The following is a 12,835-nucleotide window of genomic DNA, read 5'->3' as shown; positions in this document are numbered from 1 at the left end:
CCCGGAGCGGCTTAACGGGGACCACAAGAACACCTTGAGGTCGGGCCTAAAAACCCACGCAGGTTCGAATCCTGCCCTCTCCGCCCTGCCGAGACCGGTTGTCGCCGGCCGCTGGAATTCAGGTTGCTCCGGAGTTCCGGCCGCTTCGAAATGCGGGCTCGCAGTCGCAGCGATCCGGCCGCCCGGGCGCCCTGCCTCCAAGGCGCCGCGACCTCCGGACGCCCACGAGCTCCGCCGCCCCCCCGTACCGGCGGAGCACCCACCTCGACGGGCCGCCACCCCAGGCGGCCCGTCGAGGTGTCGGCGTCCGGCCCGCCCGCTTCCCGGGCCGCCTGCGCTCGTCACCCACCGCCAGGGCACCGCCGTTCCCGCTTCCTCGGCAACGACCACAGCAGAAAAATACCTTCTCAAAGGAATTATTCTGTGGCAGGATGCATGCGGGAGGAAGCTCCAGGGTCGATCCCGAAGACCTCGGAGGTCGCCACGCGCCGGTCGGTCCGCGGCCCCAGGCTGCGGCTCCTACGGCCATGACGAGCCCCCGCCCGTGTTCAGCCGTCTTCGCCGCCCGAACGCCAAGGGGGAAAACGTCATGCTGAGCTTCTCGATTCTCGGCGCACTCCAGATCCGTACCGCGTTAGGTCCCGCGGAGATCTCCGGTGATCTCCAGCGAACCCTCATCCAGACACTTCTGGTGAACGAGGGGCAGTCCATCTCCGGCGAGAGCCTCGTCGAGGAGATGTGGGGCGACTCGGTCCCGGACAACCAGGCGAACGCCCTGCAGGCCCACATCAGCCGCCTGCGTCGGAAGCTGAAGAGCCTGGAACCCGACCGGGCTTCCTCCCGGGTCACCATCCACCCCTCCGGCTATCGGCTCACCGTCTCAGAAGGCGAGCTGGACGCCGCCGAGTTCACCAAGACCGTCCGGCAGGCGGAGGTCGCCGCTGCCAGTGATCCGGCCGCCACCGCCCGTCTGCTCCGAGAGGCCCTCGCGATGTGGCGCGGCCCCGTCTTCGGCGATTTCCCCGGCGGCACCCTGTGCCAGCTGGCGTGCGGCCGTTACGAGGAGCACCGCATGCGGGCCATGGAACTCCGCTTCGACGCCGAGCTGAGTCTTCGCAACCACGCGGCCGTACTCGCCGAGCTCCACGATGCCCATACCAACCATCCCCTGCGGGAACGCTTCTGCGAGCAGCTGATGATCGCCCTCTACCGTTCGGGCCGCCAGGCCGACGCACTGAATGTCTACCGCCGGATGTGGCAGCACCTCTCCGACGAGCTCGGCATCGAACCCTCGCCCTCGCTCCGCCGTGTGGAGAACGCGATTCTCTCGCACGACCCGGCCCTCGCGTGTGGCGCCCCGGCGTCGGTCATACTCCAGCCGGCGTGAGCTCCCTCCCGTCCGCTCCGGCCGTGTAAGCCGGCCGTCAGCGCCGGGTCAGCCCGTATTGCGACGATCTCCCGGGACGACAGAAACGTACATGAGCAGTCACCCACACCTTCGGAGACCTCCCATGACCACGAGTCAGACCTCTGCCCGCCCCGTGGCCGCCGCCGGACGCGTGGCGGCCGCGCGCCCTCTGCGTATGTTCCTCACGCTCGACGCCGCCGTGACCGCCGGGAACGGCCTCATCTACCTGCTCGCCGCCGGCCCCGTCGGTGATCTGCTCGGCCTGGACACCGGGCTGCTGCGCGGCATCGGTGCGTTCCTCACCGTGTACGGCATCCTCGTGGCCGTTCTGGCCGGCCGTCAGGTACCGCCGGCCGGCCCCACCAAGGTGGTCATCGAGGCCAACCTGCTGTGGACGGTCGCGAGCGTAGCCACCGCCGTATTCGGCTGGTTCGATCCGAACACCGTGGGCACCGTCTGGACCCTGATGCAGGCGGTCGTCGTCGGAGGCTTCGCCGCTCTGCAGATCAACGGTCTGCGCCGACTGAGCAACTGACCCTGCGTCACGACTCTCGCAACGCCTCGCCACCGGACGACGCCGCCGGGGCTGCCGACTACTGGTAGGGGGAGACATGCGGTTCCAGGTCGCGGAGCTGGCCGAGATCCGGGAGCGGGTGCACGCCGGCCCGAGCGAGAAGGCCACCGCCGCGCAGAAGGCCAAGGGCAAACTGACTGCCCGGGAACGGATCGACCTCCTCCTCGACGAGGACTCGTTCCACGAGGTGGAGCCCCTGCGCCGGCACCGGGCGAGCGGCTTCGGCCTGGAAGCCAAGCGGCCGTACACGGACGGAGTCATCACCGGCTGGGGCACCGTGAAGGGCCGCCGCGTCTTCGTCTACGCGCACGACTTCCGCATCTTCGGCGGGGCGCTCGGCGAGGCCCACGCCTCCAAGATCCACAAAATCATGGACCTGGCCATGTCCGCGGGCGCCCCGCTCGTGTCACTCAACGACGGCGCGGGCGCCCGCATCCAGGAGGGGGTCACTGCCCTGGCCGGCTACGGCGGGATCTTCCGCCGCAACACCAAGGCGTCCGGGGTCATCCCCCAGATCAGCGTGATGCTCGGCCCATGCGCCGGCGGCGCGGCGTACTCACCCGCCCTGACGGACTTCGTGTTCATGGTCCGGGAGACCTCGCAGATGTTCATCACAGGTCCGGACGTGGTCAAAGCCGTAACGGGTGAGGAGATCACCCAGAACGGCCTCGGGGGCGCGGATGTGCACGCCGAAACCAGCGGCGTGTGCCACTTCGCCTACGACGACGAGGAGACCTGCCTGGAGGAGGTGCGCTATCTGCTCTCCCTGCTGCCGGGCAACAACCGGGAGACACCGCCTGCCTTGCCGGTCGAAGACCCGCCGGACCGGCGCTGCGAGGCTCTCGTCGACCTGGTCCCGGTGGACGGCAACCGCCCGTACGACATGCGGCAGGTGATCGAGGAGATCGTCGACGACGGTGAGTACCTGGAGGTCCACGAACGCTGGGCCCCCAACATCATCTGCGCGCTGACCAGGCTCGGCGGACAGGTGGTGGGCATCGTCGCCAACCAGCCCCGGTTCCTCGCCGGTGTCCTGGACATCGAGGCGAGCGAGAAGGCGGCGCGGTTCGTGCAGCTGTGCGACGCCTTCAGCATCCCACTCGTGACACTGCTCGACGTTCCCGGGTTCCTGCCGGGTGTCGACCAGGAGCACGGCGGCATCATCCGGCACGGAGCCAAGTTGCTGTACGCGTACTGCGACGCGACCGTGCCACGCATATCTCTGATCCTCCGGAAGGCGTACGGCGGCGCGTACATCGTCATGGACAGCCAGTCCATCGGCGCCGATCTCACCTACGCGTGGCCCACGAACGAGATCGCGGTGATGGGCGCGGAGGGCGCGGCCAACGTGATCTTCCGCCGTCAGATCGCCGAGGCGGAGGACCCCGAGGCCGAACGCGCCGAACTGGTCAAGGCGTACAAGGCGGAGCTGATGCATCCGTACTACGCGGCCGAGCGCGGTCTCGTGGACGACGTCATCGACCCCGCCCAGACCCGTGAGGTGCTGATCAGCTCGCTGGCGATGCTGCGGACCAAGCACGTCGACCGTCCCGCCCGCAAACACGGCAACCCCCCTCAGTGACGGAGGTCCCACCCCATGACCGCCCTGTCCACGGCCTGCATACGCATAGAGAAGGGTGCGGTGACACCCGAGGAACTCGCCGCCCTCACGGTCCTCTTCCTCGCCCGGGCCCCCAGAACCACACCCGGAGCCGAGCCCGACCGCCCGGGCTCGACCACCACCTGGCGCCCCGACCTCTTCCACGCCCCCCACAGCTGGCAGGCCCCGTAAGGGACCGCGTCCGGCACGCGGCCGCCCCCGGTGCCCCGGGTCACGACGGGAACGTCGTCACCCGGGCCGGGGGCGGCCGCGTGCGTGCCCTCCACGCGGCGGGGCCCTGGTGAACCATGTGCTGCCCTGCAACCGGCCTGTCCCGGCGTGCGCCCCCGTGGCCGCTCGGGGGCGATGCAGCAGAGCCTCGGCAGTCGGAGAGGCCCAGGCCGACGGCCCGGCCGGCGCCGACGGAGGCGCGTGCTCAGGCTCGGTGCCGACCCCGCGAAGAGCGGCGGCCAGAAGGGCGGTTGATCTGCGGCGGCTCACGACACACGGCCCCGGGGAGCGGGCCGCGCTGCGGCGATAACCCCCCGATAACGGCGCCTCCTACCTTCTTCAACTGTAGGAATGGCCGCACCAGAAGGGGGGTGCCCCATGGAGTTTCTGGTCCTAGGGCCGGTGGAGGCTGTACGGGACGGCGAGCGGGTTGCCCTCTCGGGGTCCAAGATTCACACGGTGCTCGCCGCCATGCTGCTGGCGCAGGACCGGGTCGTGTCCGACGCGCGGCTCAGCTCACTGCTGTGGGGCTGGGATCCGCCGGCGACGGCGAGCGCGCAGATCTACACGTACATGTCCCGGCTGCGCAAGCAATTGGGCGACGAGGTCGAGATCGTACGGCGGCCTCCGGGGTACGTGCTGCGCGCTCCCGGCGCCCTGGTCGACCTGGTCGAATTCCGGCGGCTGGAACGGGACGGCCGGCGGGCGCTGGCGGAACGGCGGTATGAGGAAGCCTCGGAGTCGCTGCGCCGGGCGCTGCGGCTGTGGCGGGGGCCGGCGCTCGCGAACGTCACCGAGCACCTGCTCGACGCCGAGCTGGCACCGCTGGAGGAGGAGCGCATGCTCGCCCTGGAGTCCCGGATCGAGGCCGATCTGGAGCTGGGGCGGCACGAGCGGGTGACGGCTGAGCTGACCGGGCTGGTCGCCTCGTTCCCGGTGCGGGAGCGGCTGCGAGCCCAGTTGATGACCGCGCTGTACCGGTGCGGCCGACAGGCGGACGCGCTGCACGTCTACTACGAGGGGCGCGGCGTCCTCGCCGAGCAGCTCGGCATCGACCCCGGCGAGGTGCTCGGGTCGACGTACCAGGCCGTGCTGGGCGGCGAGCTGGGGCTCGGGAGGGCCGCCGGGGCGCGAGCCGGGCGTACCGGTCCGGTGCCCTCGATGCTGCCGGCCTCCGACGGTGAACTCGTCGGACGGCAGCACGAACTGCGGGCACTGCGGGGGCGGCTGGGGCACGAGGAGCCCGCACAGCGGCGCATCCTGGTGACCGGCATGGCCGGCATCGGCAAGACCGCGCTCGCGGTACGGGCCGCCGCCGAGAACGGGGAGCACTTCCCCGACGGACTGCTCTTCGCCGAACTCTGTGGCTCGGACGGCGCCCCGCGGGCTCCGCGCGCCGTACTCGCGCAGTTGCTGCGGGCGCTCGGCGAGGGCGACCCGAACCTGCCCGCGGGCGATCTGGACGAGCTGGTACGGCTGTACCGGACGCGGACCGCCGGCCGGCGGCTGCTGCTGGTGCTGGACAACGTCTCCGGCGACCGGCAGCTCGCTCCGCTGCTGCCGGCCGGGCCGTCCGCCGTCCTCATCACCAGCAGGCGGCGGCTGGCCCGGGTGACGGCGGGCGACACGTTCGCGCTGCCGTTGCTGGACGACGATGCGGGCCTCGATCTGCTGGCCGCCCGCGCGGGACGGCAGCGGCTGCTGGAGGACCCGGACCGGACCGAGGACCTGGTGGCGTACTGCGGCGGGCTGCCGCTGGCGCTGGCCATCGCGGGTGCCCGGCTGGCGGCACGGCCGCACTGGACGGCGGCCCGGCTGGCCGCCCGGCTCGCCGACCCCGCCGCCCGGCTCGCCGAACTCGCCTTCGGCGACCTCGACCTGAGCCGGGTCCTGGGGTCCTCGGTGGAGCAGCTCACAGCGGTCGAGCGGTCGGTGTTCGGGGCGCTCGGCGGAGCGGACGGCGAGCCGTTCCCCGCGCGGTGGGCCGGGGACCGGCTGGGACTGTCGGAGGACAGGGCGGAGAACGCCCTGGAGTCCCTCGTCGACGCCGCGCTCCTCGAACTGTCCGGACTCGACGACCAGGGACGGCCGTTGTACCACTGTCACGAGCTGGTACGGCTGCTCGCGGCGGCGACCCCGTGGGAACCGCGGGGACCCGGGGAGCAGGAGTCCGCGCCGGCGCTCGTGCCCGCGGCACCGCGGGGCACGCCCGTCACCGGGGCGGGGTGATCCGGCTGTGTCGCTGTCCCTGTTCCTGTGCCTGTACGTGGCGCTGCCCGTGTGCGTGTGCCTGTACGCGGTCTCCTTCTCGGCTTCGCCCTCGTACGGGGAGTCCTGTGAGCCGGACACGTCACCACGCCCCGCGGGTGCGGGCGCGGGTGAAGCCGGGGCCGGCCGTCAGCAGGGCCGGGGCGATGATCTCCTGGGCGATCCGCCAGGCGTCGGAGACGACGCGCTCGCGCGGGGGCCGCGGGGACTGCGTGACGGCCAGCGCGGTGACCGACCAGACCGCGGCCACGGCTGCGGCGGCGCGGACGTGGGGGGTCGGACGGGCGGGGCGGATACCGGTGCCCGAGACGTCCATGCGCAGACCGAGTTCGGTGGCCTGGCGGTGCTGCGCGGAACGGGCCGCACCGGCGTCGGGGTGACCGAACACAGCTGCCGACAGCGGGTGTTCGTAGGCCGCGCGCACCCAGGTGGAGAACCGCAGCCGCTCCCGGTTCTCCCAGCCGCCGGGCGCGGACGGGCCGGGGTCGATCCGCCGGACGGCCTCGGCGAGGGTGTCGAAGTACGCGGCCAGCTCGGCAGCGGACAGGTGACCTGTGTGGGGCCGGCGGAGTGTGGTGTCGAGGTCCGCGGGACGGACCGGGGGTGCGACGGATTCCGTGGTCATGATGCGTGACGTCCTCTCTCGGAGTGCGGTCGGGACAGCGGCCGGAGCCCGGGGGGCCGGGGACGGGCCGCCGGGTCACGTGCCGGTGGGCGGGTGGAGGTGGACCGGGCCGCGGGCCGCGGGGCCGGCCGCGCGGGCCAGGGCCACCGCGAGGTGGTCGGAGAGGCGCAGGTCCTCCACCGTCCACTCGGTGGGGCGGCCGATGCCGTGGTGGGTGACGCGCAGCGGGCCGTCCCGGTCGGGCTGGGTCTCCAGCTGGTCCAGTTCCGTGCCGACGAGGCCCACGCCGACCGCCTTGACGACGGCCTCTTTGCGGGTCCAGACCCGGTGGAACGCGGCGTGCCTGGCCGGGCCCGGAGCCATGGCGTCCAGATGGCACCGCTCGGCCTCGGTCAGTACGGATCCGGCGAACAGCGTCTCGCGCACCGGGCGCAGCGCCTCCGCGTCGACGCCGATGGCGAGGCCGGCGCCGACCGCGAAGACGCCCCAGCCGCCCGTACGGCTCAGGCTGATCGCCAGTGGGAGCGCGGGGCGCACCAGCAGCGGCGGGCCGTGGTCGTCCGCGCCGCAGCCCGGGCAGCGCCGGTGTCCCAGCCGGGCGGTGGCCGGGGAGATGTCGAGCAGTTCGCCCAGCGCGCGGCGGGCTCCGGCCCGGGTGCGCACGAACTCGGCGGCGTCCCGTTCGGCGAGCATGCCGAGGGCACGCCGGAACTCCTCCGTGCCCAGCAGCGCGAGGTCGGCGGGGTCGACCCGCTCGGGGCAGCGCCACCACCACACGTGCGCCTCGCCTCGGGCGATGATCCGGTCGACGGCGGCGGCCGGGCCCGCGCCCGGATCCGCGTCGGCGCGCACGCCGGGGCGGACAGCGCCGGGAGCTGCGGGGACGTCGTCGCCGCGGCACGGGTCCTCGCCGGCGGTACGACCGCCCCGGTGAGCGACGTCGCCGCGGGCGTCGACGTCCGTGCCGGGGTGGGCGCCTCCGGAGGCGGTCCGGGCCTCCGCGTGGCCGGCATCCTGACCGGCGGCACCGGTTTCACGGAGGCCGGCCGCCTCGCCCGGCCAGGTGCTCCAAGCGGCGGCGCCGTCCCCGCCGGGCCGGGACCGCTCGCCGGACCCGAGCCCCTCGCCGGGCCGGGTCGCACCCGGCGCCCCCGCTGCCTCGGCTGCCGCACCTGATCCCGTCCCTCCGCTCCCCCGAACCCGCGCAGTGCTGCCCGCGGTGGTGCGGGGCTCCTCTTCTGCCCTGCCGGGGGCCTCCGCCCGGCTTCGATCGCGTGGAAGTGTCATGTCCCGCGTCTCCTTTCCGCACCCGTCCGCCGGGGCGACCGGGCTGTTCAGTCGTGCTCAGATGTGTACGGTCACTGTTCTCGAGCCTCCTCCTCAGGACTATTGACGGCCTATACCGACGGCCCATAGGGGCGCGATAGGACCGGCTCCCAGAATTGCCCGGGAAATTGCCGACAACCTGAGGAATCTCTCCTATGACTCAGATTCAGATGCTGGGTCCGGCCGCGTCGAACACGGTGACCGGGCATGAACTCAGCGAACGGGAAAGGGAGCAGCTGGTGGCCCTGGCCCGCCGGCTGACCGGCCCGGGGCATCCGCTCATCGACAGCTCCGAGTGGCTGGGCGCGGCGCTCGCCGCCTCCTCGTTGATGCCTCGTACGCTGCTGGCCACGCTGCGCGCGTTCCGGCACGATCCGGGCCAGGACGGGGTGCTGCTGCTGCGCAATCTGCCGGTGGTGGCGGGCGATCCGCTGCCGCCGACGCCGAGTGTGCCGAATTCCGTCGAGCGCGTTCCGACGACCGCCGCCTCCGTCATCACCTCGCTGATGCTGCAACTCGGCGAGGTGATCTCTTTCCGGAGCGAGAAGAACGGCGCCCTGGTGCAGAACGTGGTGCCGGTGAAGGGCCGGGAGGAATCACAGAGCAACGCCGGTTCGGTACTCCTGGAATTGCACGTGGAGAACGCCTTCCACGACAACCGGCCCGATTACGTGGGGCTGCTCTGCATACGGGAGGACCCGACCGGTGACGCGAAACTGTGCACCTCCTCCGTCCGCCGCGCGCTGCCGCTGCTGTCGCAGGATGCGCGCCGGGTGCTCGCCGAGCCGCGGTTCCTGACCGAGCCGCCGCCGTCGTTCGGCAGCCTCGACAGCGTCCGGTCGGCGCACCCGGTGCTCCTGGGCGACCCGGAGGACCCCAACGTGCTGATCGACTTCGCCGCCACCCACCCGCTGGACGACACGGCGAAGGCGGCGATGGCCGGGCTGCGGGACGCGTTCGTCGAGACGATGACGGCGCACCGGCTGCGGGTCGGGGACTTCGCCGTCGTGGACAACCGGGTCGCGGTGCACGGCCGTACCTCCTTCGTTCCGCGCTACGACGGCGCGGACCGCTGGCTGGAGCGGGTCTACGCGCACCTGGACAACCGCCGTAGCCGGGTGGACCGCAAGGGCGGTGGCGCGGTTCTGGACTAGGACAGGACGGCGCTCCACGGCTGAAGGGCCGGCCCCGCGGGGCCGGCCCTTCAGCCGTCGGTGCCGCGGCGGGGTGCCCTCACTGGCGGGAGCCGATGACGTCCGCGGGGCGGCCGGTCAGCGACAGCCGGCCCGGTACGACCGTCGCCAGCAGGGCCAGGACGCCGGCGAAGCCGAGGACACCCAGGTACATCCACGGGTCGACGGAGGGTGCCGCGGTGCCCGTCATGCCGATGCTGAACGCGGTCAGGACGGCGAAGGCGATGCCGCTGCCGAGCGCCGCGGCGATGAGCACCACGACCAGCGACTCGATGCGCAGCATGCCCATGACCTGCCGGCGGGTGGTGCCGACCAGGCGCAGCAGGGCGAACTCACGGAAGCGGTCGGAGACCGACATGGCGAGCGTGTTGACCACGGCGATCGCGGTGAACGCGATGATCAGCCCCATGGCCACGTAGTTGACCTCGGCGTTGTTCTGCTGCACCTCGGCCTGGAGGTCCTCGACCTGGCCGCGGTCCAGGACGCCGACGCCCGGGAACGCGCCGACGGCCTTCTGCAGCTGCTCGCGGCCCGCCGTGCCGTCGTCGGCGGTCTGGACGAGGACGGAGGAGGCGAGCGGGTTGTCGACGTGCCGCGCGACCAGGTCGTGGGCCATGGTCAGGTCGCCGAAGCCGAGTCCGCGGGCGTAGACGGCGGCCACCTTCAAGGTGACGACGGTGCCGTCGCCGAGGGTGATCTTGAGGGAGTCGCCGGGCTTCTTGCCGAGGTGGTCGGCGGCGACCTCGCTGAGCGCGACGCTGCCGGTGCCGAAGCCGGCCAGTGTTCCCTCGCTGACGTCCGGGTCCCAGTTCTTGCGCAGGCCGTCCGTGGACAGGCCCTGCGAGGGGTACTTGTCGAGTCCGACGCGGACGGTCGTACGGACCACCTCGGTGATCGCGGTGACGCCGGGGGTGGCGCGCAGCGCGTCGGCGGCCTGTTCGGGCACGCCGGGGCCGGAGGAGGCGACGACCCAGTCGGCCCGGTTGCCGTCCTCGGCCTGGGCCGAGGCGGCGTCGCCCATCGTGGTCTGCACGAACAGCACCGTGCAGGCCATGCCGATGAGCAGGGCGAGGGGGGTGATCGCGGACGCCATCCGTTTGGTGTTGGCGCGGACGTTGGCCGTGGCGAGGTGGCCGGCGACGCGCGAGGCGCGCAGCGGGACGCCCAGGACCGCGACGGCGAGCCGGGCGATGACCGGGCCGAGCAGGGAGACCGCGACCGCCAGCACCACGACGGTCAGGAAGGTCACCGGCGTGGACGCCGGCTCGGTCTTCAGCACGCTCAGTACGGCCAGCAGCACGATCCCGCCGGCCAGGGTGAGCGCTCCGGCGAGGAAGCGGCCCCAGGCGAAGCCGGTCCGCTCCATGGCGGATTCGGCGAGTGCCTCGGCGGGCCGGATACGAGCGGTACGGCGGGCGGAGATGCGGGCCGCGGCCCAGGCGCCCAGCAGGGCGGCGCCGACGGCGGCGGCGAACGGGAAGAAGCTGAAGGTGACTTCCAGGGTGTCGGGGATGGTGCCGAAGCCGACGAACTTGTGGTGCAGCCAGTACGCGATCGGCAGTCCGGCGGCGGCGCCGAGCACCCCGGCGAGCAGACCGACGATCAAGGCCTCGCGGCCGATGAGCTGCCGTACCTGCTTGGGGGTGGCGGCGATGGCGCGCAGAAGGGCGAGTTCGCGGTAGCGCTGCTGGATGGACAGGGCGAAGGTGCCCACGACCACGAGGATCGCGACCAGCAGCGAGGTGCCGCCGATGGCGCCGCCCATGGAGACGAGCTTGATGCGGGCCTTCGCCGCGTCCAGGAACTCGACCGGGCCGCGGTCGCCGCCGGTGACGACCTGGGCGGTGGTGCCGTCCAGTGCCTTCTTCACCTGGGCCGCCAGTTCGGCGGTGCCGACGCCCTTCGCGGGCAGCACACCGATCGCGGTGATCTGTCCGTCGCGGCCGGAGAGCCGCTGGGCCTCGGCGGTGGAGAAGAAGAGCGAGGTCTGCTGCTTCAGGTCGCCGCCGGTGGGTGCCGCGATGCCGCTGACGGTGTAGGTGCGGGGGGCGTCGGTCGACTGCACGGTGAGCTTCGAGCCGGTCTTCAGGCCGGTGCGGCCGGCGAGTTCGCGGTCCACGACGACGTCGGCGGCGGACGTCGGCGCGGCGCCGTCGACCAGCGTGAACGGGGTGAGGGCGGCCGAGGCCCAGGCATGCCCGTACGAGGGCTTGCCGTCGACGCCCTCGACGACGCGGCCTTCGGGGCCGACCGCGTACGCGGGGAAGGTGATCTCGGGTACGACGGCCCGGGCGCCGGGCACCTTCTCCAGCGCGGTGACGGTGGAGCCGGGCAGCCAGACACGTTCGGCGAGCGGCTTCGCCTTGTGCTTGGTCTTGGTCTTGCCCTTCTTCTTCTTGACGGTGGTCTGGTGGACGTTCTGGTCGCCGCCGACGATCACCGGGGCGGCGGCGTACCGCTCGGTGCCGATGGTGCCCCGCAGGCCGGTCTCCAGGAGGATGCCGCACGCGGTGACCAGGGCCGCGGCGCACATCAGCGCCAGGAACGCGCCGATGAACCCGCCCTTGCGGGCCCTGAGGGTCTGGAAGGCGTAACGCAGCATCAGGCCCACGCTCCCAGGTGTGTCATCCGGTCCGCGACGCGCTCGGCGGTCGGGGCGTGCATACGGTCGGCCAGGCGGCCGTCGGCGAGGAACAGGACGGTGTCGGCGTACGAGGCGGCGATGGGGTCGTGGGTGACCATGACGACGGTCTGGCCGGTGTCGTCCACGCAGGACCGCAGCAGCGAGAGGATCTCCTTCGCCGTGACGGTGTCCAGGGCGCCGGTCGGCTCGTCGCCGAAGATGACGTCGGGGCGGGTGATCAGGGCGCGGGCGATGGCCACGCGCTGCTGCTGGCCGCCGGAGAGTTCGGCGGGGCGGTGGCCGGCCCGGCCGCCGAGGCCGACGCGGGCCAGGATCTCCTCCAGCCACCGCTTGTCCAAGCGCTCGCCGGCCAGCCGCAGGGGCAGCTCGACGTTCTGGCGCACGGAGAGGGACGAGATCAGGTTGAACGCCTGGAAGACGAAGCCGATGCGCTGGCGGCGCAGCTTGGTCAGCTGGGTCTCGTTCATCCCTCCGAGCTCTGTGTCACCGATCCAGGCGCGGCCGGTGGTCGGTTTGTCGAGGCCGGCCGCGCAGTGCAGGAAGGTCGACTTGCCGGAGCCGGACGGGCCCATGACCGCGGTGAACGAGCCGCGCTCGATGCCCACGGAAACGCCGTCGAGGGCCCGGACGCCACGGCCGTTCCTGCCGTAGACCTTGCTGACCTCGTCCAGCCGCAGGGCGTGGCTCCGGGTGACGGTGCCGCTGCGCGGCTCGGTGTTGGTCCTCTCGGTCATCATGCGTGACCAGTCCTCTCCATCCATCGTCGCGTGGGGCGTGAGCGCCTCCGCCGACAGCGGAAGTGCATCGGATCGAATCTGGCCCTCCGATCTATATCTGCCCTATGGGAAGGGGCCGAACGGGTGGACCGGGGCATGGGTTCCAGCCGATGAAGCGGAGGATCGTCCGAAAGTGGGCGGGTGCGGTGGCTCGGACAGGGGCGGGGCGGGGTCCGGTCCCACGCCCCCG

At 72.3% G+C, this 12,835-nt stretch carries 11 protein-coding genes; 7 read left to right on the top strand and 4 right to left on the bottom strand.

What is annotated here, in order from left to right:
* The first annotated feature begins 589 nt into the window (after nt 1-589).
* The 5 genes from ACZ7EG_RS20830 to ACZ7EG_RS20810 all read left to right on the top strand — a co-directional run bounded on the left by ACZ7EG_RS20830 (nt 590) and on the right by ACZ7EG_RS20810 (nt 6,042).
* Nucleotides 590-1,387: an AfsR/SARP family transcriptional regulator gene (locus ACZ7EG_RS20830; RefSeq protein WP_471080692.1), complete on the top strand. Its 798-nt coding sequence runs from the start codon at nt 590-592 to the stop codon at nt 1,385-1,387.
* 124 nt (nt 1,388-1,511) lie between these two features.
* Nucleotides 1,512-1,943: a hypothetical protein gene (locus tag ACZ7EG_RS20825; RefSeq protein WP_471080689.1), complete on the top strand. Its 432-nt coding sequence runs from the start codon at nt 1,512-1,514 to the stop codon at nt 1,941-1,943.
* A 76-nt stretch (nt 1,944-2,019) separates the two neighbouring features.
* The gene (locus tag ACZ7EG_RS20820; protein ID WP_471080686.1) at nt 2,020-3,564 is read left to right on the top strand and encodes an acyl-CoA carboxylase subunit beta; all 1,545 of its coding nucleotides are present in this window, start codon (nt 2,020-2,022) and stop codon (nt 3,562-3,564) included.
* A gap of 15 nt (nt 3,565-3,579) precedes the next feature.
* Nucleotides 3,580-3,774, top strand: a complete 195-nt coding sequence (locus ACZ7EG_RS20815; RefSeq protein WP_384167974.1) for an acyl-CoA carboxylase subunit epsilon — start codon at nt 3,580-3,582, stop codon at nt 3,772-3,774.
* Between the two features lie 417 nt (nt 3,775-4,191).
* Complete coding sequence (locus tag ACZ7EG_RS20810; protein WP_471080683.1) at nt 4,192-6,042, top strand: AfsR/SARP family transcriptional regulator; 1,851 nt, start codon at nt 4,192-4,194, stop codon at nt 6,040-6,042.
* A 121-nt stretch (nt 6,043-6,163) separates the two neighbouring features.
* Here ACZ7EG_RS20810 and ACZ7EG_RS20805 read toward each other — a convergent pair whose 3' ends face one another.
* Together ACZ7EG_RS20805 and ACZ7EG_RS20800 are read right to left on the bottom strand one after the other, a co-directional pair.
* Nucleotides 6,164-6,706: a hypothetical protein gene (locus tag ACZ7EG_RS20805; RefSeq protein WP_471080680.1), complete on the bottom strand. Its 543-nt coding sequence runs from the start codon at nt 6,704-6,706 to the stop codon at nt 6,164-6,166.
* 75 nt (nt 6,707-6,781) lie between these two features.
* Nucleotides 6,782-7,558 carry a 4'-phosphopantetheinyl transferase family protein gene (locus ACZ7EG_RS20800; protein ID WP_471080677.1) on the bottom strand — a complete coding sequence of 259 codons (777 nt, stop codon included), beginning with the start codon at nt 7,556-7,558 and terminating at the stop codon, nt 6,782-6,784.
* 78 nt (nt 7,559-7,636) lie between these two features.
* Here ACZ7EG_RS20800 and ACZ7EG_RS20795 point away from each other — a divergent pair, with 78 nt between their 5' ends.
* Entirely contained in the window at nt 7,637-7,882 is a 246-nt protein-coding gene (locus ACZ7EG_RS20795) for a hypothetical protein (protein ID WP_471080674.1), read from the top strand.
* A 305-nt stretch (nt 7,883-8,187) separates the two neighbouring features.
* Nucleotides 8,188-9,186: a TauD/TfdA family dioxygenase gene (locus ACZ7EG_RS20790; RefSeq protein ID WP_471080672.1), complete on the top strand. Its 999-nt coding sequence runs from the start codon at nt 8,188-8,190 to the stop codon at nt 9,184-9,186.
* Nucleotides 9,187-9,265: 79 nt separating this feature from the next.
* On the opposite strand, the gene ACZ7EG_RS20785 is transcribed toward ACZ7EG_RS20790, so the two are convergent.
* Nucleotides 9,266-11,827 carry an FtsX-like permease family protein gene (locus ACZ7EG_RS20785; RefSeq protein WP_471080669.1) on the bottom strand — a complete coding sequence of 854 codons (2,562 nt, stop codon included), beginning with the start codon at nt 11,825-11,827 and terminating at the stop codon, nt 9,266-9,268.
* Nucleotides 11,827-12,606 carry an ABC transporter ATP-binding protein gene (locus ACZ7EG_RS20780; protein ID WP_471080666.1) on the bottom strand — a complete coding sequence of 260 codons (780 nt, stop codon included), beginning with the start codon at nt 12,604-12,606 and terminating at the stop codon, nt 11,827-11,829. The genes ACZ7EG_RS20785 and ACZ7EG_RS20780 overlap by 1 nt, the downstream gene beginning before the upstream one ends.
* Between the last annotated feature and the right edge of the window lie 229 nt (nt 12,607-12,835).

Source organism: Streptomyces sp. NPDC037100 (assembly GCF_055606225.1).
The sequence above is the reverse complement of the archived record's forward strand: the minus strand, read 5'-3'. Positions and strand labels throughout refer to the sequence as shown.